The organism is Neorhizobium sp. 2083, assembly GCF_031455615.1.
Classification (GTDB): domain Bacteria; phylum Pseudomonadota; class Alphaproteobacteria; order Rhizobiales; family Rhizobiaceae; genus Neorhizobium.
In genome coordinates, this window is sequence record NZ_JAVDTC010000010.1 from 139,470 (window position 1) to 162,488 (window position 23,019).

Annotated in this window: 22 protein-coding genes; 4 read left to right on the forward strand and 18 right to left on the reverse strand. The window is 65.2% G+C overall.

Going from position 1 to position 23,019, the window contains the following annotated elements; genetic code table 11:
- Nucleotides 1-3: 3 nt before the first annotated feature.
- Nucleotides 4-930 (reverse strand): lysylphosphatidylglycerol synthase transmembrane domain-containing protein, encoded by a 927-nt coding sequence (locus J2X76_RS28515; RefSeq protein ID WP_310220881.1) that lies wholly within the window; start codon nucleotides 928-930, stop codon nucleotides 4-6.
- Nucleotides 918-1,205 (reverse strand): hypothetical protein, encoded by a 288-nt coding sequence (locus J2X76_RS28520; protein ID WP_310220882.1) that lies wholly within the window; start codon nucleotides 1,203-1,205, stop codon nucleotides 918-920. The genes J2X76_RS28515 and J2X76_RS28520 overlap by 13 nt, the downstream gene beginning before the upstream one ends.
- A 1-nt stretch (nucleotide 1,206) precedes the next feature.
- On the opposite strand from J2X76_RS28520, the gene J2X76_RS28525 reads away from it, so the two are divergent.
- On the forward strand, nucleotides 1,207-2,616 hold the full coding sequence (locus J2X76_RS28525; protein WP_310220883.1) for a sulfatase-like hydrolase/transferase: 1,410 nt from the start codon (nucleotides 1,207-1,209) through the stop codon (nucleotides 2,614-2,616).
- A 27-nt stretch (nucleotides 2,617-2,643) separates the two neighbouring features.
- Here the strand turns inward: J2X76_RS28525 and J2X76_RS28530 are convergent, their stop codons facing one another.
- The 6 genes from J2X76_RS28530 to kynU form a co-directional block, all read right to left on the reverse strand.
- Nucleotides 2,644-3,357 (reverse strand): ABC transporter ATP-binding protein, encoded by a 714-nt coding sequence (locus tag J2X76_RS28530; RefSeq protein ID WP_113125284.1) that lies wholly within the window; start codon nucleotides 3,355-3,357, stop codon nucleotides 2,644-2,646.
- Nucleotides 3,354-5,123 carry a branched-chain amino acid ABC transporter ATP-binding protein/permease gene (locus J2X76_RS28535; RefSeq protein ID WP_310220884.1) on the reverse strand — a complete coding sequence of 590 codons (1,770 nt, stop codon included), beginning with the start codon at nucleotides 5,121-5,123 and terminating at the stop codon, nucleotides 3,354-3,356. Before J2X76_RS28535 ends, J2X76_RS28530 begins: the two co-directional genes overlap by 4 nt.
- Nucleotides 5,124-5,126: 3 nt before the next feature.
- Nucleotides 5,127-6,161 (reverse strand): branched-chain amino acid ABC transporter permease, encoded by a 1,035-nt coding sequence (locus J2X76_RS28540; protein ID WP_405030111.1) that lies wholly within the window; start codon nucleotides 6,159-6,161, stop codon nucleotides 5,127-5,129.
- A gap of 75 nt (nucleotides 6,162-6,236) precedes the next feature.
- Nucleotides 6,237-7,385, reverse strand: a complete 1,149-nt coding sequence (locus J2X76_RS28545) for an ABC transporter substrate-binding protein (RefSeq protein WP_113125281.1) — start codon at nucleotides 7,383-7,385, stop codon at nucleotides 6,237-6,239.
- 142 nt (nucleotides 7,386-7,527) lie between these two features.
- A complete protein-coding gene (locus tag J2X76_RS28550; protein ID WP_310220885.1) occupies nucleotides 7,528-8,043 on the reverse strand; it encodes a MarR family winged helix-turn-helix transcriptional regulator in 516 nt (171 codons plus the stop codon).
- A gap of 4 nt (nucleotides 8,044-8,047) precedes the next feature.
- Nucleotides 8,048-9,241, reverse strand: a complete 1,194-nt coding sequence (kynU, locus tag J2X76_RS28555) for a kynureninase (RefSeq protein ID WP_310220886.1) — start codon at nucleotides 9,239-9,241, stop codon at nucleotides 8,048-8,050.
- Between the two features lie 198 nt (nucleotides 9,242-9,439).
- Between kynU and J2X76_RS28560 the strand changes: the two genes are divergently transcribed.
- On the forward strand, nucleotides 9,440-9,847 hold the full coding sequence (locus tag J2X76_RS28560; RefSeq protein WP_310220887.1) for an ACT domain-containing protein: 408 nt from the start codon (nucleotides 9,440-9,442) through the stop codon (nucleotides 9,845-9,847).
- Here the strand turns inward: J2X76_RS28560 and J2X76_RS28565 are convergent.
- Entirely contained in the window at nucleotides 9,844-11,157 is a 1,314-nt protein-coding gene (locus J2X76_RS28565) for a cobyrinate a,c-diamide synthase (protein ID WP_310220888.1), read from the reverse strand. The two genes, J2X76_RS28560 and J2X76_RS28565, sit on opposite strands and share 4 nt — an antisense overlap.
- Nucleotides 11,154-11,933 (reverse strand): uroporphyrinogen-III C-methyltransferase, encoded by a 780-nt coding sequence (gene cobA / locus J2X76_RS28570; RefSeq protein ID WP_310220889.1) that lies wholly within the window; start codon nucleotides 11,931-11,933, stop codon nucleotides 11,154-11,156. Before cobA ends, J2X76_RS28565 begins: the two co-directional genes overlap by 4 nt.
- Nucleotides 11,934-11,986: 53 nt before the next feature.
- On the opposite strand from cobA, the gene J2X76_RS28575 reads away from it, so the two are divergent.
- Nucleotides 11,987-13,099 (forward strand): cobalt-precorrin-5B (C(1))-methyltransferase, encoded by a 1,113-nt coding sequence (locus J2X76_RS28575; RefSeq protein WP_310220890.1) that lies wholly within the window; start codon nucleotides 11,987-11,989, stop codon nucleotides 13,097-13,099.
- Here the strand turns inward: J2X76_RS28575 and cobM are convergent.
- Genes cobM through cbiE form a run of 3 tightly spaced genes read right to left on the reverse strand, consistent with a single transcriptional unit; the run spans nucleotide 13,072 to nucleotide 15,505 of the window.
- Nucleotides 13,072-13,857 carry a precorrin-4 C(11)-methyltransferase gene (gene cobM / locus J2X76_RS28580; RefSeq protein WP_310220891.1) on the reverse strand — a complete coding sequence of 262 codons (786 nt, stop codon included), beginning with the start codon at nucleotides 13,855-13,857 and terminating at the stop codon, nucleotides 13,072-13,074. The genes J2X76_RS28575 and cobM overlap by 28 nt on opposite strands.
- Entirely contained in the window at nucleotides 13,854-14,240 is a 387-nt protein-coding gene (locus J2X76_RS28585; protein WP_310220892.1) for a cobalamin biosynthesis protein, read from the reverse strand. The genes cobM and J2X76_RS28585 overlap by 4 nt, the downstream gene beginning before the upstream one ends.
- Nucleotides 14,237-15,505, reverse strand: coding sequence for a precorrin-6y C5,15-methyltransferase (decarboxylating) subunit CbiE (cbiE, locus tag J2X76_RS28590; RefSeq protein ID WP_310220893.1), 1,269 nt, complete (start codon nucleotides 15,503-15,505; stop codon nucleotides 14,237-14,239). The genes J2X76_RS28585 and cbiE overlap by 4 nt, the downstream gene beginning before the upstream one ends.
- A gap of 1 nt (nucleotide 15,506) precedes the next feature.
- On the opposite strand from cbiE, the gene J2X76_RS28595 reads away from it, so the two are divergent.
- The gene (locus J2X76_RS28595) at nucleotides 15,507-16,262 is read left to right on the forward strand and encodes a cobalt-precorrin-6A reductase (protein ID WP_310220894.1); all 756 of its coding nucleotides are present in this window, start codon (nucleotides 15,507-15,509) and stop codon (nucleotides 16,260-16,262) included.
- Here J2X76_RS28595 and J2X76_RS28600 read toward each other — a convergent pair.
- From J2X76_RS28600 to cobN, 5 genes are read right to left on the reverse strand one after another with little or no spacing between them, the layout of a single operon-like run.
- On the reverse strand, nucleotides 16,238-17,005 hold the full coding sequence (locus J2X76_RS28600) for a precorrin-3B C(17)-methyltransferase (RefSeq protein ID WP_310220895.1): 768 nt from the start codon (nucleotides 17,003-17,005) through the stop codon (nucleotides 16,238-16,240). The genes J2X76_RS28595 and J2X76_RS28600 overlap by 25 nt on opposite strands.
- Complete coding sequence (locus tag J2X76_RS28605; protein ID WP_310220896.1) at nucleotides 17,002-17,742, reverse strand: precorrin-2 C(20)-methyltransferase; 741 nt, start codon at nucleotides 17,740-17,742, stop codon at nucleotides 17,002-17,004. The genes J2X76_RS28600 and J2X76_RS28605 overlap by 4 nt, the downstream gene beginning before the upstream one ends.
- On the reverse strand, nucleotides 17,739-18,368 hold the full coding sequence (locus J2X76_RS28610) for a precorrin-8X methylmutase (protein WP_310220897.1): 630 nt from the start codon (nucleotides 18,366-18,368) through the stop codon (nucleotides 17,739-17,741). The genes J2X76_RS28605 and J2X76_RS28610 overlap by 4 nt, the downstream gene beginning before the upstream one ends.
- The gene (gene cobG, locus J2X76_RS28615; RefSeq protein ID WP_310220898.1) at nucleotides 18,365-19,678 is read right to left on the reverse strand and encodes a precorrin-3B synthase; all 1,314 of its coding nucleotides are present in this window, start codon (nucleotides 19,676-19,678) and stop codon (nucleotides 18,365-18,367) included. The genes J2X76_RS28610 and cobG overlap by 4 nt, the downstream gene beginning before the upstream one ends.
- Nucleotides 19,675-23,010, reverse strand: a complete 3,336-nt coding sequence (gene cobN / locus J2X76_RS28620; protein ID WP_310220899.1) for a cobaltochelatase subunit CobN — start codon at nucleotides 23,008-23,010, stop codon at nucleotides 19,675-19,677. The genes cobG and cobN overlap by 4 nt, the downstream gene beginning before the upstream one ends.
- Nucleotides 23,011-23,019: the final 9 nt, after the last annotated feature.

Below are 23,019 nucleotides of genomic sequence, written 5' to 3' on the forward strand. Positions count from 1 at the left end.
AGCTTAGCGTTTCCGCCTGCGGGAAAATACCGCCGGAATGAACGCCAGTCCGGGTGCGGCGCCGACAAGCGCGAGGATGCCGTAGAGGATGCTGGCGGCGACGCCGTCGGACGCGGCATGACCGATGAGCGGCCAGAGCGCCGCCGCCGCGGCTTCTCTGGCGCCCCAGCCGGCAATGGTTGCGGGGATCAGCATCATCAGCAGACAGAGCGGGATCGCGGTGACGGCTGCGAGCGCCGGCAAGGGCGCGCCGACGGCCGCCGATGCGAGCATGAACATCGCGATATAGCTTGCGACGATGGCGATGCTGAGCAGCGTCTGGGCGATCCAGGCCCGATCCCGGAGGAAGACCTGCGCCATCGCGGCCTTCATCCGGGAGAGCCGAGGTTGCGCGCGGCGCGGCGGGAAAGAGAGTGCCAGCAGAAACACAAGGGCGAGGCTTGCGACGGCGAGCGCAAAACCGGTGAAAAGATGGCGCAGATCTTCAGGTATCGTCGCTCCGCCCAGAAGCGGCCACAGCATGACGCCGAAGGTGGCGATGAGGAAAAAGACACCCTGCCCGGCGATCCGCTCGAAGAACACCGCTTGCGCCGGTACCTTCCAGCCCCCTTCGCCTTCGGCCCGGTTACGGACGGCGCGTATCGCATCCCCAGCCACGCCGCCCGGCAGAAGCTGGTTGAGCAGGGTTCCGAGATAGTAGTCGCAGACTGCCTGGCCGATGCCCAGATGCTGGCCAAGCCGCGCGGCGGTATAGCGCCAGCGGAGCGCGGAGAGAACGATCTGAACTTGCACCAGAAGAAGCCCGGCGACCACATAACCCGGTTCGGCCGATATGAGGCCCGCGGCGATCCGTTCGGGATCGAAGCGCAGGATCACGGCAATGAGAAGTGCGAGGGCTGCAGATAAGCCTATAAGTTTCAGAAGACGCATGGGGCGAAGGTCTTGGCGCCGAAGGTTTGGCAGGAATAGCAGCGCATGAACGAGTTTCGGCCTTTTCGCCAGAGTGACGCCGTCAGAATAGGGCATACCTTGCCGCGCAAGGCAAATGGATCGCCAGTGCTGAGGATCATGATCGCGCTGGCAATCGTTGCCGCAATTCTGGCCCTTCCGTCCGACTTCAGTGATTTTTCGGAGCTCAGGTTTCCGCTCGAGGCGGCCGGGGTCGCGCTGCTCGCGTCGATACTCGCCGGATTGGGTTTTTCCATCTTGCGCTCCGCAGTCACGCTGTTGCTGGCAGCAATGCTGTTCCTGAAGCTTGCCGACATCGGCACGGGCACCGCCTTTCAACGGCCGTTCAATCCCTATCTCGACCTCAAGATCCTGACCGACGGCTGGAATCTCCTAAGCGGAGCCGTCGGCGTCACGGAAGCGGTCGGGATTATCTGCGCGGGCTTTCTGGCCTGGCTGGTCGTTACCGCCGTTCTCTATTGGTCGCTCGGCGGCTTCCGGCGCCTTTCGGGTAAGGCCCGGCGCAAAGCCACCCTGGTCAGCGGTGTCGTTCTGTCGATAGGCCTTGTGGCGCTGGCAGTCCAGGATCCCGACCGTCGCGGTCTCGGGGTCGAAGCGGAGGCCGCCTCCTATTTCGTCAATCGCGTTGCCATGGTGAGGGAAGCGGTTGCCGACCTGACCCGGTTCGAAGACGAATTGAAACAGGATCCCGTCGCCGCCGGCCAACGTTTCTCGGCGCTTGCCGGCACGGATATCGTCCTGGTCTTCATCGAATCCTATGGCCGCAGCGCGATCGAGGACTCGCGTTATGCGGCGCGCATCAGCCACCGGCTGAACTCGGTGGAGGAGGAGATCAAGGCGGCGGGGCTGGAGGCACGCAGCGGCTGGCTCACGTCGCCGACGGTTGGCGGCATCAGCTGGCTGGCGCATGGCACGCTGCTTTCCGGCCTCTGGGTCGACAACCAGGGGCGCTACGACCGGATGATCACCAGCGAGCGGACAAGCCTCAACAACCTCTTCCGCTCTTCCGGCTGGCGCACCACGGCGGTCATGCCGGCGATCACGCTCGACTGGCCGGAAGCCGGCTATTTCGGTTATGACAGCATCCATGCCGCCGCAGGGCTCGGTTATCGCGGAAAACCCTTCAACTGGGTGACGATGCCGGACCAGTTCACGCTCGAAGCCTTCGAGAGGCTGGAGCGGCCGGGGGGGCACAAGCCGGTCATGGCGGAAATGGCGCTGATCTCCAGCCACGCGCCCTGGACGCCGCTCCCGACGCTGGTCGACTGGGACCGGATCGGCGATGGGACGATCTTCAACGTGCAGACGGAAGGCGGCGATCCGCCATCCGTCGTCTGGGCCGATCCGAACCGCGTCCGGTCGCAATACCTTACCTCGATCGATTACACGCTCGAAACGCTCGGCTCCTACATGGCGCGCTATGGAAGGAACACGCTGTTCATCCTGCTCGGCGACCACCAGCCGGCATCGATCGTCACCGGCGAAGGGGCTTCGCGGGACGTGCCGATGCATATCGTCACCGGCAATCCCGATCTCCTCAAGCGGCTCGACGGCTGGAACTGGGAGAAGGGCATGATCCCGCAGCCATCCACGCCGGTCTATCGCATGGACGAATTTCGGCAGAAGCTCGTCGAGAGCTTCGACTGATGGAGCGGGTCCGGCCGAGCGTTCCGGTCAGGAATGCGTCCCGAGATAGCTTTCCATCAGCGCCGGATTGACCGCCAGTTCGCTTGCAGGCCCGGAAAGACGGACCTCGCCAAGCTCGACCAGATAACCCTCGTCGGCAATTTCGAGGGCTGCGCGGGCATTCTGCTCGACGAGTAGAATGGACACTCCGGTCGTGCGCAGTTCCGAAACGATGTTGAGGATGTCCATGACGATCCTCGGCGCGAGGCCGAGGCTCGGCTCGTCGAGCAGCAGCAGGCGCGGCCGGCTCATCAGGGCGCGGGCAAGCGCCAGCATCTGCCGCTCACCGCCCGAAAGCGTGCCGGCAAGCTGCTTGCGGCGTTCGGCGAGGCGCGGGAAGCGCGCATAGACCTGTTCGCGTGTCTCTGTTCGCTCCGAGGCGCTGCGCAGAAAACCGCCAAGCTCCACATTGTCCTCGACCGACATGGTGGCGAACAGTTCGCGCTTTTCCGGCACGAGGCAGAGGCCGGCGGCGACACGGCCCTCGACCGAGCGCGGCACCGGCCCACCATCGTACACGATCGAGCCGGAGGAAGGGACGATGCCCATGATGGCGTTGAGCAGCGTCGATTTGCCCGCACCGTTGGCGCCGATCACGGTGACGATACTGCCAGGCTTCATGCTCAGCGATATGCCGTGCAGCACCTCGGCGCGGCCGTAGGAGACGTGGATGCCGGAGAGTTCGAGCAGGTTTCCGCTCATGCGACACCTCCGAGATAAGCGGCGACGACGGCCGGATGTTTGCGAACGTCGGCCGGCTTGCCCTCGGCGATCAAGGTGCCGAAATCGAGCACCACGAGATGATCGACGAGGCCCATGACGAAGCCCATGTCGTGTTCGACGAGCAGCACGCTGACGCCCTCCTCGCGCAATTTCTTCAAGAGGGTCGCAAGCTCCTGTTTTTCGCCGTGACGCAGGCCCGCCGCCGGTTCGTCCAGCAATACCACGGCCGGATCCGCCGACAAGGCGCGAGCGATTTCGAGGATGCGGATCTGGCCGAGTGCCAGATCGCCGGCCGGGCGGTCGCGATAGGCGCCGAGCCCGACGCGTTCGAGCTGATAGGCGGCCTCGGCCAGCAGCGTCGCCTCCTGTTTCCGTTCGAGCCGCAGAAAGCTCCTGAAGACGCCGGCCGAGCCGCGCAGATGCGCGCCGAGCGCGACGTTTTCAAGCACCGACATGTCCGGCAGGATCTTGGCGTGCTGGAAGGTGCGGGCGATGCCGTGTTTGGCGACTTCGCGCGGACTGTCGCCGGTCATCGGCCGGCCCTCGTAGAAGACCGAGCCGCTGGTCAGCGAGGCGATGCCGGTGATGAGGTTGAAGGTCGTGCTCTTGCCGGCGCCGTTTGGACCGATCAGCCCGACGACCTGGCCGGCGCGGACCTCGAAGCTGACGTCGTTGACCGCCACCAGCCCGCCGAAGGCTTTTCGCGCCTTTTCCACCTTGATGAGCGACGAGCCGGCCGGCGCGAGGGTTCGTTTGGCAAGCTTGTCGTCGGAGGTCGGCAGAGGCCGCGCGCGCCGCTTCGGCAGGAGCTTCAACACGAAGGGCCAGAGGCCGTCCCGGGCGAGCTGCAGGGTCACTACCAGCAGGATGCCGAAAACCACCATTTCGAAATTGGCGGTCGTGCCGACCAGATCCGGAAGGAAACGCTGCAGCAGGTCTTTCAGGACAAGCACGATGCTGGCGCCGAAGATCGCCCCCCAGACATGGCCGGAACCGCCGACCACGGCCATCAGCAGATATTCGATGCCCATGCTGAGGCCAAACGGCGTCGGGTTCACCGAGCGCTGCATATGGGCATAGAGCCAGCCGGAAAGGGCTGCGACCACGCCGGCAAAGACGAAGACGGTGAGCTTGGCACGGACGATGTTGACGCCAAAGGCCTCCGCCGCTTGCCCGCCGCCGCGCAGCGCCCGGATGGCGCGGCCGATCCGCGAGTCGAGCAGGTTTTTCGCGCCGATCGCGACCGCGATCACGAAGAACCAGATAAGGTAATAGATCGACCCGTCGCTCAGGAAACGATAACCGGCGACTTCGACCGGCGGGATGCCGGAAATGCCGTCATAACGGCCGAGGAGATCGATCTTGCCGAACAGATAATAGAGGGCCAGGCCCCAGGCGATGGTGCCGAGCGGCAGGAAATGGCCGGAAAGGCGCACGGTGATCAGGCCGAGCGGCAGGGCGATCACCGCGCCGACGATCAGCGACAGCGGCAGGGTCAGCCATGGCGACACGCCGTAATGGGTGGACAGGACGGCTGTCGTATAGGCGCCGAAGCCGCAGAAGGCCGCCTGGCCGAAGGAGGTGAGGCCACCGACGCCGGTCAGGAGCACGAGGCCGATCGTCACCAGCGAGGCGAGGCCGATATTGTTGAGGATCGTCAGCCAGAAGGGCGGCACCGGTAGGAGAGGGATGACCGCCAGGAAAACGATGCCGGCGAGGCCGGGAAGCAAACGCTCGATCTTCATCGCTCATTCCTCCTCATGGAAACCATGGCTGAGCGACAGCCAGATCAGGACGGGAATGATGAGCCCGAAAACGATGACCTCCTTGTAGCTGCTCGCGAAAAAGGAGGAGAAGGATTCGACCAGGCCGACGCCGATCGCGGCAATCGCGGTGATCGGAAAGCTAGCGAGCCCGCCGATGATCGCTGCCACGAAGCCTTTCAGGCCGATCAGGAAGCCGGTGTCGTAATAGATCGTGGTGATCGGGCCGATCAGGACGCCGGAAACGGCGCCGATCGCGGCCGCCAGGGTGAAGGCGGTGACGCCGGTCAGGTGGGTGCGCACGCCGACCAGCCGGGCGCCGAGCCGGTTGACGGCGGTGGCGCGCAGCGCCTTGCCGAGCAGCGTCCGCTCGAAGAACAGGTAGAGGCCGATGATGATGGCGATCGTCGCGCCGTAGATGCAGAGGCTCTGCGCGCTCACCATCAGCGAGCCGATGTTGAAGTTGTCGTCCGCAAGCGGATTGGCGCGCAGGCCTTCGGCGCCGAAGAAAACGAGGCCGAGGCCCATCATGGCGAGATGCACCCCGACCGAGGCGATCAAGAGGACGAGCACGGAGGCATCGGCGAGCGGCCGGTAGGCGATACGATAGACGTAGGCGCCCATGGGCGTGATGATCAGGATGGTGAGCAGCGCCTTGGCGACGGATGGCAGGCCGAGCGGCGCAAGCATGACGGTGATGCCGTAGATGGCGCCGGGAAGCACGAGGTTAAGCGCGACGCTGCGCAGAAACGTGCGGGCATCGGCGCTGCGGCGCATGCTCCAGAGATCGAACAGGAAGGCAATCGCGCCGAAACAGACGAGCAGCGATATGGTGGCGGGGACTTTGCCGCCGTCGAGAAGCGCCAATGTGAGCGCACCATAGGCGACGAACTCGCCCTGGGGAATGAAGATCACCCGGGTGACCGAGAAGAGCAGGACCAGCGCCAGGCCAAGGAGCGCATAGATCGCACCGTTGGTGACGCCATCCTGGATCAGGAAGGTCGCAATCATCGCGTCCAAGGAAATTTCCCCCGATAACCGAAAAGGCGCTGCAAAAAGGCCCGGCGCGAACGCCGGGCCTGGTTTACCGGCTGCTTACTTGGTGATTTCGAACTTGCCGTTCTTGGCGGTGAACAGCACGACGGCGCGGTCGTCGAGGCCGAGATGATCGTCGGCCTTGAAGTTGAAGACGCCCTGGCTTGCCGCGAACGGGCCGCCGGTTTCGATCGCGTCGCGCAGAGCGGCGCGGAATTCCGGCGTGCCGGGCTTGGCCTTCTTCAGCGCGATCGGGATCGCCTTCTTGAGGATGGCCATGGCGTCGTTGATATGCGGACCGAACTGGGTGCGGGTGCCGGGGCCGAACTTCTTTTCATAGGCGGTGACATAGGCCATGCCTTCCGGCTTGGTTTCGGCCGTATCTGGCAAGGCTTCCGGCGCCATGGCGGGGCCGGAGGCGAAGATGGTGTTGTCGGCGGCCTTGCCGGCGATACGCAGGAAGTCGAAGGTCACGGCGCCATGGGTCTGGTAGATCTTGCCGGTGAAGCCGCGTTCGCGAAGGCCGATCTGCGGCAGTGCGGCGCCGGTGCCGGAGGCGCCGACAAAGACGGCATCCGGGCGTGCGGCGACGAGTTTCAGCACCTGGCCGGAAACGGAGGTGTCCGGGCGGGCATAACGCTCATCGGCAATGACCTTCAGGCCATATTGTTCGCCGATTGCCTTGAACTGGCCCATCCACAGGTCGCCATAGCTGTCCGAAAAGCCGATGTAACCAACCGTCTTGACGCCATCGGCCTTCATCTTGGCAAACAGGTTCTTGGCGATCAGGCCGGCATCCTGCGGCATGATGAAGGTCCATTTGCCCTTGGAAATGTTCGGCGGAACCGGCGAGCATCCAAGATGCGGCGTGTTGCTTTCAGCCGCGACGCCGGCGACGGCGATCGAAGCGGGGGTCAGTGCCGAGCCGACCATCACGTCGACCTTGTCGTCGTTGACGAAACGGCGGGCATTGGTGGTGGCGATGGACGGGTCGCCGGCGTCGTCGAGAACGATGACCTTCAGCTTTTCGCCGCCTACTTCGGTCGGCCACAGTTCGACGGAATTCTTCAGCGGAATGCCGAGCGCCGCACCCGGACCGGTCGACGATATGGTCACGCCGATCGTCACGTCGGCCAGTGCAGAACTTGCAAACAGAGACAAGGACAGGGCGGCAACAGGCGCCATCCCCGCAAAAAACCGGTTCTTCATTGAATCCTCCCAGGACAAAAGCGGGCGATCTCCTCCCGCCCTGCCATTTGTTTACATGGAGATTGTTTCTTTGTAAACAATTCAGATAATGGTTATGGAAAGCTTGTGATGGCCGGCCCGAACGCGGCCGGCCGCCAAGTCTCTATTCGAAGTCGCGTCCCAGCAGCCGCGTGAACCCGGCTTTGCCGTTCAATTCCACGATATCGCGCGCCGATCGCGCCCGTCGTTCGATCAGTTCGAGCATTTCCATGAAGGCTTCGGTCTTTTCAGGCGCCAGATCGCCGAACATATGTTTTTCCAGCGCATCGATGCCGGCCGCCATCTTTTCGAAGACCGCCGTTCCTTCGGCCGTCAGCTCGATCTGGGCCCATCGCGCATCCCGTGCGTCGGCGCGGCGGTCGATCAGGCCGCGATCGACGAGCTCGCGGATCGCGCGCGATACCATCGCCTTGTCGATGGTGGTGAGCTTGCCGATTTCCATCGGCGAAATCGAACGGTAAGTGCCGATCGCGGACATGACCCGCCAGATATTCAGCTTGAAACCATTGGCCTCGCACAGCAGGCTGACCAGTTTGACCATTTCCGAATTGCTGCGTGCCAGCCGGTAAGGCACGACTTTTGACAGCTTGCGGGGCGGGGCGGGCCGTTCTTCCGACATCCGGTCAGGTCACCAGTGCCCGCTGTTTGTATTCGGCGGTATCCCACAGGCGATTGCTCATGATGTCCTCGAGAATATCCACCGCCCCCAATACCTCGCGCTCGCCGATATAAAGCGGCGTGAAACCGAAGCGGATGGCGTTCGGGGCGCGGAAGTCGCCGATCACGCCGCGAGCGATCAGGGCCTGCATGATCGCGTATCCTTCTTCGTGCAGGAAGGAGATCTGGCTACCGCGCTTCGTCCCGTCGCGGGGTGAGCCGAGCTTCAGCATCGGGCAGCGCTTTTCGACCTCCGCGACGAACAGATCGCACAGTTTTATCGACTGACGGCGCAGGTCCGCCATGTCGACGCCCTCCCAGGCGTCCAGCGCCGCGTCGAGGGCGGCAAGCCCGATGATCGGCGGCGTGCCTACCCGCATGCGGTCGATGCCGCCGCCCGGGCGGTAGCCGAGATCGAAGGCGAAGGGTTGTTCGTGGCCGAGCCAGCCGGAAAGTGCCGGCCGGACCTTATCGGCATGGCGCGGGGCGACATAGATGAAGGCTGGCGCCCCGGGTCCGCCGTTCAGGTATTTGTAGGTGCAGCCGACCGCGAAATCCGCATCGGCGCCGGTGAGATCGACTGGCAGGGCGCCGGCCGTATGGGCAAGGTCCCAGACGGTGATCGCGCCAACGGCATGCGCCTTTTCGGTCAGCGCCTTCATGTCGTGCAGCCGGCCGGTGCGATAGTCGACCTCGGTCAGCATGACCACGGCGACGGTTTCGTCGATCGCGGCCTCGACCTCTTCCGGCTCGACGACTTTCAGCTCATGGCCCTTGCCGAGCGAGCCGATCAGGCCCTGCGCCATATAAAGATCGGAGGGGAAGTTGCCGCTGTCGGAGAGAATGACCTTGCGCTCCGGCACCAGTTCGAGCGCGGAGGCGAGCGCCTGGTAAACCTTGATCGACAGCGTGTCGCCCATGACGACCGTGCCTTCCGCCGCGCCGATCAGCTTGGCCACCCGGTCGCCGATCTGGCGCGGCATCATCATCCAGCCGGCCTTGTTCCAGCCCTTGATCAGCAGCTCTCCCCATTCGTCGGTCATCAATTTTCCAACACGCTCTTTCGCGGCGAGCGGCAGCGGTCCGAGCGAATTGCCGTCGAGATAAATCACGCCTTCCGGCAGATAGAAGAGCGAGCGGGTCTTTTCGAAATCCGTCACCGGAACACCTTGCTGTTTGAAACCAGGAGTTTGAGGAGAACCTGTCCCCTAGGCAACGCAGACTAGAAGCTCGGGAGAGACGCGCAAGGCGGATTTGCGGCCCATGCGATTTTTTGGAGGCCATATCCGGCTTGCCGGTGGCGTCACGCCGCCGTAACCTCGCTTACAGCTCCATTCACGGGCGGCTTTGGAGGGCTCATGAGCGGTATCACCGACCTATCGACCTTGCTTGCGAGCCTTGAACCGGTTCTCGTTGACGGGGAGTTCGTCTATGCGACGATGCCGTCCGAGAACCTGCACGACTATCTGGCGCTGAAGCCCATCGGGCTGTTTTTCGAGGCGGAAGGTCTGACACTCATCCTGCCGAAAGAAGCTGCCGACACCGCGGGGCTCGCTTCGAGCGCACCGCTTCGCTGCATCACCATGATGGTGCATTCCTCGCTGGAAGCCGTCGGCATGACCGCGGCGATGGCGGCAACGCTGACCAAGGAGGGCATCAGCGCCAATGTGGTGGCGGCCTATTACCACGACCACATCTTCGTGCCGGCGGCAGACGCGGAACGCGCGGTTGCTGCGCTGAGGGCGCTTTCGGCCGCAGCCGGTTAGCCGCGGGCAATCGCATGGAAAAAGGCGCCGCTGACCAGGCCTCGCCGGCCGCCCGTCGGACCGATCAGCTTGCCGCCGCCATCGGCGATCGTCGCGAAGGCGGCGTCGGTACCCGGTGAAACCACGCTGGCATAGTGGAATTCGTGACCACGGATCGTATCGCCCTTTCGGCCGAGCGGGCTATCCTTGGCAAGTTCCGCCTGGCGGTAGCCGAGGTTCATCCTGCGTTTGGCGAAACTGGTGCGGTGGGATAGCAGCCCGGTCATGGCGTGCGTCACGCCATCGGCATCCTCCAGAGTTTCGCCCAGCACCATGTAACCGCCGCACTCGCCGTGGACGGGTTTCGTTTCGGCAAATCGCGCGAGGCCGGTCTTGAAATTCTCGGCGCCCGCAAGCTTTCCCGCGTGCAGTTCAGGATATCCGCCCGGCAGCCAGCAGACGTCGCAATGGGCCGGCGGTGCCTGGTCGGCCAGTGGTGAGAAGGGAACGATCTCAGCGCCGATCGATCGCCATTCGCGCATCAGATGCGGATAGAGGAAGGTGAATGCCGCGTCCTGCGCCAGAGCGATGCGCTGCCCCGGCGGCCGCAGTGATCTTTCCGTCGAGCCGACGGGAATATTGAAGGGCTTTGCAGCGGCATAGATCGCATCGAGGTCGAGCGAGGCTTCCATGGCGTCGGCCAGCCGTTCGATATGCGCATCCATTTCCGGATGTTCGCTTGCCTGAACGAGGCCGAGATGCCGTTCGGGCAGGATCAGCGAGGGATCGCGCAGGACAGTGCCGACGACAGGAATCCCTGCCGCCTGGATGGCATCGCCGCTGAGCTTGCTGTGCCGTTCGCTGCCGGCCCGGTTGAGAATGCATGCGGCGATCTTCACGCCCGGATCGTAATGGGCAAAGCCGTAAGCGATCGCGCCCGCCGTCTGGGACTGGCCGGAGACATCCAGCACCAGAAGTACGGGAAGATGGAACAGCCGGGCGAGATCCGAGGCGGCGCCGGAACGGTTTTTTTCGCTGACGATGCCGTCGAACAGGCCCATGGCGCTTTCGATCAGAAGCAGTTCCGCATCTTCCGCCTGTCCGCGTGCGAGATGCCGGAGCAGGTCCGGCGCCATCGCCCAGCTGTCGAGGTTGAGGCCCGGCAGATGCGTCGCCGCCTCATGGAAACCGGGATCGATATAGTCCGGCCCGGTCTTGATGCCGCGCACCTTGACGCCGCGGCGGGCAAAGGCGCGCAACAGGCCGATCGTGACGCTGGTCTTGCCGGAGCCGGAGCGTGGTGCTCCGATGATAAGCGCGCGGGCCGTCACGGCTTGTCACCCGACAGGACGGCCTGCATGGAGACGATCCGGCCGATGACGATCAGCGCGGGAGCGGCAAATTTCTGGCGCACGACCTCCGCCTCGACGGTTGCCAGCGTCGCGGTCAGCGAGCGCTCATCCGGCGTAGTGGCCGCCATCAGCACCGCGACCGGTGTTTCCGGCGACAGGCCGCCTTCGATCAGCAGCTTGGCGATCGTGCCGATCGTGCTGACGCCCATATAGACGACGATCGGTTCGCCGGTTTTTGCGAGCGCCTTCCAGTCCAGGTCGCCGGGGCTGCCGGCTGCATGGCCGGTCGCAAGCGTGATCGCCCGGCTCATGCCCCGCATGGTCGCGGGAATGTTGGCGGAGGCGAGAGCCGCCAGCGCCGAGGTCATGCCCGGCAGGATGCGGAAGGGGATGTTTTCCCTGGCAAGCGCCTCCGCTTCCTCGCCGCCGCGTCCGAACACGAAGGGATCGCCGCCCTTCAGCCGCAGGACGCGCCTGCCCTTGCGGGCGAGTTCGATCAAGAGGCCGGTAATGTCGTCCTGAGCGGCGGAGGGTTTTCCGCCGCGCTTTCCAACGAAGATCAGCTCGGCGTCTGCCGCGAGGGAAAGGACACCCTCGGAGACCAATGCGTCATGGACGATGACGTCGGCCTTGCGAAGCGCATCGGCGACTTCCAGCGTCAGGTAACGCGGGTGGCCGGGGCCTGCGCCGGCAAGCCAGACATGGCCGGGCTCGAAGACGGGTGCTGCGACGATGGTCGAGATACTTTCATTCATATGCGGACCTTTGACCGGTGACGCTCGGCCCCGGTCGGGCTATAGAAACGGCCATGGAAGCGGATGGCAAGAACCTGCGCCGTGGCTGGACCACGGGAACCTGCGCGGCGGCGGCCAGCAAGGCGGCCTGTCTTGCCCTGATGTCCGGAAAATTCCCCGATCTGGTCGAGGTGACATTGCCCGGCGGGCAGGTGCCGTCCTTTGCGCTCGCGCTCGAGGAAACCGGCGACGGCTTTGCAAGAGCCGGGATCGTCAAGGATGCCGGTGATGACCCGGACGTGACCCACGGCGCGCTGATCAAGAGCACCGTCCGGCGTGGCTTGCCCGGCAGCGGCATCACGTTCAGGGCCGGCGAGGGCGTCGGTACGGTCACGCGCGCCGGCCTGCCTCTGCCCGTCGGCGAACCGGCCATCAATCCGGTGCCGCGCAAGATGATCGCCCAGGCGATCGGCGAGGTTGCGGGCGACGAAACCGATTTCGAGGTCGAGATTTCCGTCGGCGACGGAGCAAAGATCGCCGAAAAGACGCTGAACGGCCGGCTGGGTATCCTGGGCGGGATCTCCATCCTCGGTACGACCGGGATCGTCATTCCCTTTTCGTGCTCGGCCTGGATTCATTCCATCTGGCGCGGCATCGACGTGGCGCGGGCCGCGGGGCTCACGCATGTGGCGGGCGCTACCGGCAATACGTCCGAAAAGGCGGTGCAGGCGCATCACGGATTGCACGAGATCGCGCTGATCGACATGGGCGATTTCGTCGGCGGCATGCTGAAATACCTCCGGGACCACCCCGTGCCGAAGGTCACGATCGCCGGCGGTGTCGCCAAGATGACCAAGCTCGCGCAGGGCATGCTCGACGTCCATTCGAAGCGTGGGTTGGCCGATCTCGAGGCTCTGGCGAAACTGGCAGGTGAAGCGGGAGCAAGCGAGGAGCTCGCGGCACGGATTGCCGGTGCCAACACCGTATTGCAGGCTTTTACGCTTGCGGGCGAAAACGGCCTGGCATTGGGCGACCGGATTGCCGCGCTTGCCTGGAAGACCGCCGCGAAAGCGCTCAAGGACCCCGGGATCGCCCTGGAGATCCTGGTTTACGATCGCGAGGGCCGGCTGGTCGGCCAGACCGCGTTTACGCCGTCCAATCATTCGGATTCCTTGCCATCGGTCTGAGGCCAGCCGGGCCGGAAACGGCGCACGTAGTCGGCATTGTAGAGCTGGCTTTCGACGAACTCGGCGGCGCCCAGGCTCTTGCCGACGAAGATCAGTGCCGTACGTTCGGCCGGCTCGGCCGCCAGTTTCGCCTCGATATCGGCAAGCGTGCCGCGGATGATCTGCTCCTCCGGCCAGGAGGCGCGCACCACGATCGCGACCGGGCAATCCGCGCCATAAAGCGGAGTCAGTTCCGCGACGACACGGTCGAGCGCATGGATGGCGAGGTGGATCGCCATCGTCGCGCCGGTTGCACCAAAAGCGGCAAGCGTCTCGCCTTCCGGCATCTTCGAAGCGCGGCCGGAAACGCGAGTGAGCACCAGGCTCTGTGCCACTTCCGGGATGGTGAGCTCCCGCCTCAGTGCTGCCGCCGCGGCCGCAAAGGAGGGCACGCCGGGGGTCAGCGTATAGTCGATGCCGTGTTTCTCCAGCCGGCGGATCTGTTCGGCGACCGCGCTCCAGACGGAAAGGTCGCCGGAATGCAGGCGTGCGACATCCTGGCCGGCTCTATGCGCCGCGACATATTCCGCTTCGATATCGTCCAGCGACAGCGAGCCGGTATCGACGATCCGCGCATCCCTTGGGCAATAGTCGAGCAGTTCCCTCGACATGATCGAGCCGGCATAGAGGCAGACCGGCGAGCGGGCGAGAATATCGCGGCCACGCACGGTGATGAGGTCGGCGGCACCCGGTCCGGCGCCGATGAAATGCACGGTCATGAATGGTCCTTCGAGCGTGCCAGCGCGCAGGTGGCACCATCGGCCACCAGCCGCGCGACGATCAGTTCGGAAGCCTCGCCTGCAGCAGCCAGCGCCGCGGCTTCGGAGAGGCTTGGCGTGGCGGTCTGCGCGAGGCTGTGTTTCGAAACGGTTTTCGTGCGCCCTTCGGCGCCTTTCAGCGAGGCCTCGTCGATAATGCGGAGCGGCAGCCGCAATCGTTCCGCGAGCTGGATCAGGCCGGGTTCATGCCGCTTGATCTCCCCGGTCGCAAGGACGGACACCGATTCACGTGAAATACCGGCTTGCGAGCAAGCGGCGGCCAAAGCCGAGAGAAGCGCTTCTGCCGAGGTGCCTTTGCGGCAGCCGAGACCCGCTGCGATCATGGCTTCGCTCCCACGGCGTCACCTTTTGGCTTCGTCCAGCTCCACTGGGTGACCGGCATGGCCGGTTTCCAGCCGGACATGCCGCCGATCGGCGCTGCGCGCGAAACCTCCATGCGGATCAGCTCGCCGCCGAGTTTGGCATGCGCCGCCAGAAGGATCGCCTCCATTTCCAGCGTCACGGCATTGGCTACCAGCCGCCCGCCGGGCTTCAGCATTTCCATGGCCGTTTCGAAAACGCCGGGCTCGCTGCCGCCGCCGCCGATGAAGATCGTGTCCGGCTGCGGCAGATCGGCCAGAGCCGCTGGTGCCTCGCCTTCGACGATGCGCAGGCCGGGCACGCCGAATGCACAGGCATTGCGCCCGATCCGTGCCGCCCGATCCGGATTGGCTTCGATCGCAATGGCTTTCAGGGAAGGATCGGCCAGCATCCATTCGATGCCGATCGAGCCGGAGCCGGCCCCGATATCCCACAGCAACTCGCCTCGACGGGGCGCGAGCGCGGAAAGCGTCAGCGCGCGGATTTCACGCTTGGTGATCTGGCCGTCATGTTCGAACAGCGCATCGTCCAGGCCAAAGGTGCGAGGCAGGACACGAGCTCCGGCTTCAGCCTTCACCTCGACTGCGACGACATTCAGGACATCGATATCCGGCAATGCAAATTCGCTTGCCTGCTGTGAGCGAATGTGTTCCGCCGCACCGCCCAGCGCCTCCAACACGGTGATTTGCGAAGGACCGAAACCGGTCCGAGACAAAAGCTCCGCCAGCTCCCTCGGCCCTTTCTCATCGGATGTCAGCGCGATGATCCGCCGGCCGGGATGCAGCAGCGGCCGGATCAGGTCCAGCGGCCGGCCGTGCAGCGAGACGGTTTCGATGTCCTGCAATGGCCAGCCGAGCCTTGAGGCAGCGAGCGAAAAGGCCGAGGGTGAAGGGTAGGCGGCAAATTCTCCGGTCGCGACATGACGGGACAGCGTGGCGCCGACGCCGAAAAAGAAGGGGTCGCCGGAGGCCAGCACGCAGACCTTTTGACCGCGCAACGCGATGACGTCGCGCATGGCGGCATCAAAAGGCGTCGGCCACGGCCGGCCTTCGCCGGTGATCACGGAGGCCGCCAGTTCCAGATGCCGCTTGCCGCCAAAGACGACGGAAGCCGAGGCAATGGCCGCGCGCGCATTGTCGCCGAGGCCCGCCACGCCATCCTCGCCGATGCCGACGATGGACAGCCAGCGGCTTTGGTTTAAAGGTTTCTGTGCTGATTCAGGAGGCATCTTGCAACACTCCATCCTCATTCTCGGCGGCACGGCGGAAGCGCGCGCTCTGGCCGGAAAGCTCGCCGGCGATCCACGGTTTGCTGTCGAGCTGTCGCTTGCCGGTCGTACCAGCGCGCCGGCCGAACAACCGGTGCCGGTGCGTGTCGGCGGCTTCGGCGGTGCCGAGGGGCTTGCCGCTTACCTCCGGCAAAAAGGCGTCTCCATCCTGATCGACGCGACGCATCCCTATGCGGCGCGGATTTCCCGCAATGCCGCCCAGGCTGCCGAAATTTCCGGCGTTCCGATTGTCGCTCTGCGGCGTTCGCCCTGGCTGCCGCAGTCCGGCGATCGATGGACCGAAGTCGAGAGTGTCGCCGATGCGGTCAACGCATTGGGGCCTGACCCGCGAAAAGCCTTCCTGACGCTTGGCCGGCAGGAGCTTCTGCCCTTCGAGGCAGCTCCGCAGCACGATTACCTGGTCCGCAGCGTCGATCCGGTCGAGCCGCCGCTTACCGTCCCGAACGCGGTTTATCTGACCGAGCGCGGCCCTTTCAGGCAGGCGGACGAGGCTCGGCTTCTGCAGGACCATCGCATCGAGGTTATTGTCGCCAAGAATAGTGGTGGGCCGGCGAGCTACGGCAAGATCGCCGCCGCGCGTGAACTCGGTGTCGAGGTCATCCTGATCCGCCGTCCGGAGCTGCCGGATGTGCCGTCCGTCGAAACCGTCGAGGAGATGCTCGCCTGGCTCGATCATGCGCCGCCGCTCCTGAAATAACGCGGCGAATAAACGATCGGGCGCCGGTTTTCCCGCTCGATCAGCCGGGTCTCCGCCGTACCGACGATGACGCAGGTCGCCATATCGGCCATATCGCTCGCCGCTTCGGCGAGCGGTACGATACGGATAACCTCATCGGGCCGGCCGGCCGCGCGGCCGAAAATCACCGGCACGGTGCCGGGCAGGTGGGCGCGCAGAATATCGAAGGCTTCGGCCAGCTGATGCGGGCGTGCCTTGCTGACCGGATTGTAAAAGGCCATCACGAAACCGGCGGACGCTGCGGCGATCAGGCGCTTCTCGATCACGTCCCAGGGTTTCAGATTGTTCGAAAGCGAGATGGCGCAGAAATCATGGCCGAGCGGTGCGCCGGCCCTGGCCGCCACGGCCAGCATTGCGGTGATGCCCGGCACGACGGAAAAATCGATTGCGCGCCAAACGGCCGGGCCTTCATCAATCGCCTCGCAGACCGCCGCCGCCATGGCGAATACGCCGGGATCGCCACCGGAGACGACACAGACCTTGCCACCACCTGCCGCCATTTCGAGCGCGGCGCGCGCGCGCGCCAGCTCCTCCCGGTTGTCGGATGCATGGCGGCGTTGGTCGGGCCGGAGGTTCAGCCTGTCGATATAGGGGAAATAGCCGAAAAAGTCCTCCGCGGCGGCCACTGCGGCGAGAGCTTCCGGCGTCATCTGGTTCGGATTGCCGGGGCCGAGGCCGACGACGGTCAGCGAGCCACCTGTCATGGCCGGGCCTTCCAGCCGGGCACGAGGACGATCGAGAAATAAGGAGCGGGGCTCTCGTCGCGCTCTTCCAGCCGCTGCGCCATGCCGTTCGCCATCGTGCCGCGCTCCACGTAGAGCGCTCCGGAAAGCTTGCCGACCGAGGCGAGCGCCCGGCGGATCTTCGGCAGGTTGCGGCCGACCTTCATGATCACCGCGCCATCGGTGTTTGCCAGCCGTTCCGCAAGCTTTTCTTCGGTCAGGGTGCCGGGCAGCACGCTCAAGATATCGTCGCCCTGAACCAGCGGCATTCCGGTCATCGACCAGCAGCCGGACATGGCGGTGACGCCTGCGACGACTTCCGCGTGATAGCGGTCGGCCAGCCGCACATGCAGGTGCATGTAGGATCCGTAGAACAGCGGATCGCCTTCGCTCAGCACGGCGACATTCTTGCCGGCATCGAGAAGGGTGGCGATGTCGTTTGCCGAGCGATCGAAGAAATCGGCGATCGGGCCGCGATAATCGGCCTCGTCCTTGTGGGTCTCGACCGTGACCGGATAGACCAGCGGCAGTTCGAGCGTGCCCGGCCGGATATGCGCCTCGACGATGGCGCGCCCGTTGCCGCTCGAGCCCTTCTTGCAGAAGAAGGCGATCACATCCGCTTCGCCGATGGCGCGCACCGCCTTCAGCGTCAGCAATTCGGGATCGCCGGGGCCGGTGCCGACGCCGGTGAGCTTGCCCTTGACGAGTGCGGCGTTCACAGTCCGGCCCTCGCCAGCGCGTTGACGCAGGCCGCCGTCATCGCCGAGCCGCCCATGCGGCCGCGCACGATCGCATAGGGAATGCCGAGCGTCGCTTCCATCAGCGCTTCCTTGGATTCCGCCGCGCCGACGAAACCGACCGGCATGCCGATGATCGCGGCAGGCCGCGGCGCGCCGGCGTCGAGCATTTCGAGCAGGCGGAACAGCGCGGTCGGCGCGTTGCCGATCGCGACGACCGAGCCCTCCAGGTCGTCCCAGAGGTCGAGGGCTGCCGCCGAGCGGGTGTTGCCGAGCGTTTTTGCAAGTTCGATGGTGCGGCTGTCACGCAGCGTGCAGATCACGGGGTTATGAGCCGGCAGGCGGGTGCGGGTTATGCCATGGGCCACCATTTCGGCGTCGCAATAGATCGGTTTGCCGGCATGCAGCGCGCCGCGCGCATGGGCCACGAAATCCCTGGAGAAGCGGAAATGCTGAGCCGCCTCGACCAGCCCGCAGGCATGGATCATGCGCACCGCGATCTCGGCCTGTTCCGAGGAGAAGGGCGAAAGGTCCGCTTCCTCACGGATGATGGCGAAGGACTTTTCGTAGATCGCGTCGCCTTCGCGGATGTAATCGTAACTGTTCATGGTCGTCCTGACATAACGGCCGCAGCAAGCCGGCGCGGTCCCAACCGGGCAAGGCAGGCGGCGGAATTTTCGCCGGCCTGCCGCTCGTTGCGGACGAGATCGGCGAGGCGGCGAAGGGAGTTGTTGGTATCGGCAAACGCGACCGAGGCAAAGGGCTCGGCGGATGCTTTTCCCTGCGTGACCAGCGAAAGGCCGTCGTTCGTCCCGCAAAGAGCGAGCGCCGAGGGTTCGGGATGGGCGCAGCCCTTGGGGCATCCGGTCACGTGCAGCCTGAACGAGCCGTCCAGCAGGTCGCCGCAATCCTCTGCCGCCTTCGCGGCAAGGTCGTGGGTGGCGATGGCTGCGGAATTGCAGGCGGGGCTTCCAGGGCAGGCGGCGATGGCCGAACGCGGATCGCTCGGTGAGGTGACGAAGCCATTGTTACCGGCAAAGGCGATGAGCGCTTCACAGGCGGTCTGCGTGGCGAAAAACAGCAGCGAGTGGTCGAAGGCCGGTTTCAGGGATCGTATTCCCAGCCGTTCGGCTTCGTCGCAAATAGCGATCAGATCCTCTGCGCTCGCCTGCCCGAAGGCCGGGCCGACGCCTGCTGCGAAAAGATTTTCGGAAACGTGGAAGTTTCCGAAAGGCGAGGCGGCGGGACGGGCGGCGCCATTCTTCGGCAGCCCGGCCGCGAGGTCACGGCCGCGCGCCGTGGTTCCCATCGCTGAAAGCTTGCGCAGCAGTTCCAGCGTCGCCGCGATCGCATCTGTTTCACGTAAAACATTGAAAATGCGGCCTGTTGTTTCCGTGCCGCCCAGAAGCAGTACCCAGCCTGTGCCTTGCGCGGTGGCAACGGCGACGAGCCGGATATCGGCGAGAAGATCGGAAAGCCCGAGCCGGCTACCACCGTCCACCACCACCGACATTTTTGGGGCCAGGCCTGCGATCTCGCGCGCGCCTTGGCGGATCGCTTCGGCTATCGGGTTCGGATCGGCGATCTCGGTTTCGTCGATCCCGGCCAAAGGTGGGGTTTCGACCGCGAGGCCATCGCGCAACGGCAGGTTCACGGCCCTGACATCGGCATCGAGAATCGGGGCCGAGGCCTCGCTCAATCCCCGGACCTGCAGGTTGCCGCGGGCGGAAATATCGAGAATGCCGTTTCCATGGCGTCGTGCCAGCCGGCAGAGTTCAGCCAGCTGTGCCGGCGTGATCGCCTCGGTCAGGGCGACGCGGGCGAGAAGCCCGTCGCCAGTCATCATCGGAGCCGACAGAGCGGGGCAGGCACCGCGGCGCATATCCAGCGTATTCCGATCGAGGGAGAGCGATGTCATGCGACCTTCTCCCGGGTGAGCATTTCGAGTTCGGCATCCACCGCGTTGCGGCGCGGGTGCCAGAGGCCGCGGCGAAGCGCGGAGCGGAACCGTTCGCCCATGAAGCGTGCGCCTTCCGGGTTCTGGCTCAGCAGGAAGTCGCGGACGGATTCGTCGCCGAGATATGCATCGTAAGTCGCCTCGATCAGCGATTGCGGGATGGCATGGGTGGTCTCGGCAAAGCCGATCAGCCGGTCGACGGTCTCCACCAGTTCGGCGGCGCCACGCGGGCCGTGGCGCATCTGGCCGGCGATGAAGCGCGGGTTGATGGCGCGGGCGCGCACCACCCGGGTCACGGCCTCGGAAATCGAGCGGGCGCGGGGTTTTTGCGGGTCGGTCGTGTCGAGGGCGATCACATCCGCCTTGCCGCCGAGCGCTGCTACGGCCGCCGAAAATCCGCCGATGAAGGCGACATCGGCCGAACCGTCCAGCAGGTCGCGGCTGGGATCGTCGCCGGTATGGACGAGAAGATCGGCCATCTCGATGCGGTTTGCGAACTGGCCGGGCACAGGGCTGGCGTCGCCCTCCGCCCCGCCGAAGGCATGGCTGGTGGCGTCGAGATAGAGGCGGCCGAGCTCCTCGCGTTCGCCCCAGCTACCCTGCGCGAGCTTTTCCTCGATGCCGGAGCCGTAGGTGCCGGGCGCCGAGCCGAAGATGCGGGGCGGCAGGTGTCCAAGCCTGGCTGTCTCTTCCGCAAGAGGATTGTCGCCCGGCGCTTCCTCGCGGTTGGCGATGGCACGCATGGCGGCGTCGAGCAGGGCGATCAGGGCGGGAAACATGTCGCGGAACAGGCCGGAAATTCTCAAGCTTACGTCGACGCGAGGGCGGCCGAGCGCTGCCGGCGGCAGCACCTCGATGCCGGTGACACGGCCGGTCGCCATGTCCTGCACCGGTTTGGCGCCCATCAGCGCCAGCACCTGGGCGACTTCCTCGCCGCCGCTGCGCAGGGATGCACTGCCCCAGAGATCGAACACCAGGCTTTTCGGCCAGTCGCCGTGATCCTGGAGATACCGCCGCAGGATTTCGTCGGCCGCCCGTTTGCCGAGTTCGAAGGCGGTGGGCGTCGGCAGGGTGCGAGGATCGCTGGCGAAGAGGTTGCGGCCGGTCGGCATCACGTCGCGGCGGCCGCGGGCGGGGGCGCCGGAGGGACCGGGACGGATGTGCTTGCCGTCCAATGCGTCGAGCAGGGCCTGGCGTTCCCCCTCGGCGCTTTGGAGCCGCAGCGGATCGTCATCGCCGGGCGCGGCCTGCCCGAAAACGTGCTGGCCGTCCTTGATCGAAAAGTCCTTGAGGTCGCAGAGAAAGGCGTCGATGCGGGTGAGCGCCGTATCCGGATCGTCGTTGTTCGAAACGCCGGCTTCGCCGGCCAGGCCTGTATCGCGCGCGGTCTCGACGATCAGCTTTGCCAGGCGGTCGCGGCGGCGGCGATCGAGCCCATCGGCCTGGGCATATTCATCGACCAGCAGTTCGAGCTTCTTCTGTTCGTCGGAAAGGCCGGCGCCGGCCAGAACCGGCGGCAGATGGCCGATGGTCACGGCAGCGATCCGCCGCTTGGCGACCGCCGCCTCGCCCGGGTTGGAAACGATGAATGGATATATGACCGGCAGGCCGCCGGTGACGATCTCGGGGAAGCATTCCTGCGACAGCGCCACGGTCTTGCCGGGCAGCCATTCGAGCGTGCCGTGCGCGCCCACGTGGACGATCGCATGGGCGCCCAGCGTCTCGCGCATCCATTGGCCGAAGGCGATCAGGGCGTGGCGCGGGGGGAGGTCCGGGCTGTGGTAATCGGCACGGCGATCGGCATTGCGGCCGCGATCGGGGGCGAGTGCGACGGTGATGTTGCCGAAGCTCGCGGCGCGAAAACGGAAAGCGCCATCCTCCAGGTCCTGATCCGCGTCAGGCGCCCCCCACGCCGCCTCCGCTGCCGCTGTGGAGCGGTAGGCGGCGGATGCGTGGCTGGCGGATCTGGCGCTCAGGCGATCCAGAAGGGCCCGCGCGTCCTCGGGAATATCCGAAACACCATAGCCGGCTACCGACAATGCATGCAGCATCGCCAGCACGCTTTCCGGCACGTCCAGGCCGACGGCGTAACCGGTGCGCCCCGGCGCACTCGGGTAATCCGGCATCAGGATGACGACCCTGCGTTCAGCGCGGGGCGTCGCCTTCAGGCGAAGGAAAGCGCCGATGCGGTCGGCGACCTGTTTTACCCGATCCGGTTCCGGCTGGTTGACGAGGTTTGCGGAATTTTCGCCCGCCTTGAAGGAAATCGCGCCGGCCAAGATGCGCCCGTCGAGTTCCGGCAGGACGACATGCATGGCGAGGTCGGCGGGGTTGAGGCCGCGCCGGTTTTCCGCCCAGCCTTCGCGCCGCGTGGTGGCGACGACGATCTGGAAAACGGGCACGCCGGTGCGGTCGAAAATCGTGTCGCCGTTCCCGTCCGTGCCGCTCGCAAAGGCGGTGGTCGAAAGGATCGCCGCGGGATCGAGATCCAGGATTGCCTGTTCGACGAATGCCAGGGCTTCCGCATCCTTGAGCCCGCTCACGAAGATCGGCATGGGTGCGAAGCCGCGTTGTGCCAATAGTTCGAATAGCGCGTCGATCGGTGCGGCATCATTGGCGAGCAGCATCGAGCGGTAGAAGAGGATCGGCAGGCGTGGCGCATCCGGCGCAAAGCCCGAAAGGAGATCGGCGGCTGCGACGATGCCTTCTGCCGGCCTGTAGAAACCGGCTTTCGGCATCGGCATTGCCGCGGGAAGGATATCGACCTTGCCGGCGGTTGCCTTTCCCGCCGCGAGGGCGGCAAGCCGTCTGGCGAGAAGCCGCATATTGTCCGGGCCGCCCTCGCGAAAGCAGGCGAGGATCGCGGAAAGCTGATCTGGCGAAACCGTCGATGCTTCGGCCAGCCGCTCGTCGCGGATGCTGCATTCGCCGGGCAGCAAGGCAAGTGCGATCTTTCTGGCACGTGCGAGCCGCGAAAGCTCCTCGACGCCATAGGACCATCGATCGTAGCCGCCAAGGATGCGCACGAGGATGACCTTGGCCCGGGCGGCCGTCTTCTCGATCCACAGGTCCACGGACATCGGGTGGCGGAGATCGGAGAGGTTGGTCAGGCGCAGCGTTGCGGCGAGGCCGGCCTCATCGCTTGCCGGATGCGCGCTGTCCCAAGCGGCCGAAACACCGTTCAAATCGCTGCCGGAAAAGGACAGCACCACCACATCGGCCGGCGACTGGTTGAGGTCGACCGGTTCGATCAGGTCGTCGAGCGACGACGATGTGGTGGCGAGTATATGCATCCTTTTCTC

Bases quoted from the DNA above. Each gene is read 5' to 3' on its own strand.
- J2X76_RS28515 (WP_310220881.1), bottom strand. From the start codon at position 930: ATGCGTCTTCTGAAACTTATAGGCTTATCTGCAGCCCTCGCACTTCTC.
- J2X76_RS28520 (WP_310220882.1), bottom strand. From the start codon at position 1,205: ATGGAAAAACCCAATCCGGCGAGTATCGACGCGAGCAGCGCGACCCCG.
- J2X76_RS28530 (WP_113125284.1), bottom strand. From the start codon at position 3,357: ATGAGCGGAAACCTGCTCGAACTCTCCGGCATCCACGTCTCCTACGGC.
- J2X76_RS28535 (WP_310220884.1), bottom strand. From the start codon at position 5,123: ATGAAGATCGAGCGTTTGCTTCCCGGCCTCGCCGGCATCGTTTTCCTG.
- J2X76_RS28545 (WP_113125281.1), bottom strand. From the start codon at position 7,385: ATGAAGAACCGGTTTTTTGCGGGGATGGCGCCTGTTGCCGCCCTGTCC.
- J2X76_RS28550 (WP_310220885.1), bottom strand. From the start codon at position 8,043: ATGTCGGAAGAACGGCCCGCCCCGCCCCGCAAGCTGTCAAAAGTCGTG.
- J2X76_RS28560 (WP_310220887.1), top strand. From the start codon at position 9,440: ATGAGCGGTATCACCGACCTATCGACCTTGCTTGCGAGCCTTGAACCG.
- cobA (WP_310220889.1), bottom strand. From the start codon at position 11,933: ATGAATGAAAGTATCTCGACCATCGTCGCAGCACCCGTCTTCGAGCCC.
- J2X76_RS28575 (WP_310220890.1), top strand. From the start codon at position 11,987: ATGGAAGCGGATGGCAAGAACCTGCGCCGTGGCTGGACCACGGGAACC.
- cobM (WP_310220891.1), bottom strand. From the start codon at position 13,857: ATGACCGTGCATTTCATCGGCGCCGGACCGGGTGCCGCCGACCTCATC.
- J2X76_RS28585 (WP_310220892.1), bottom strand. From the start codon at position 14,240: ATGATCGCAGCGGGTCTCGGCTGCCGCAAAGGCACCTCGGCAGAAGCG.
- cbiE (WP_310220893.1), bottom strand. From the start codon at position 15,505: ATGCCTCCTGAATCAGCACAGAAACCTTTAAACCAAAGCCGCTGGCTG.
- J2X76_RS28600 (WP_310220895.1), bottom strand. From the start codon at position 17,005: ATGACAGGTGGCTCGCTGACCGTCGTCGGCCTCGGCCCCGGCAATCCG.
- J2X76_RS28610 (WP_310220897.1), bottom strand. From the start codon at position 18,368: ATGAACAGTTACGATTACATCCGCGAAGGCGACGCGATCTACGAAAAG.
- cobG (WP_310220898.1), bottom strand. From the start codon at position 19,678: ATGACATCGCTCTCCCTCGATCGGAATACGCTGGATATGCGCCGCGGT.
- cobN (WP_310220899.1), bottom strand. From the start codon at position 23,010: ATGCATATACTCGCCACCACATCGTCGTCGCTCGACGACCTGATCGAA.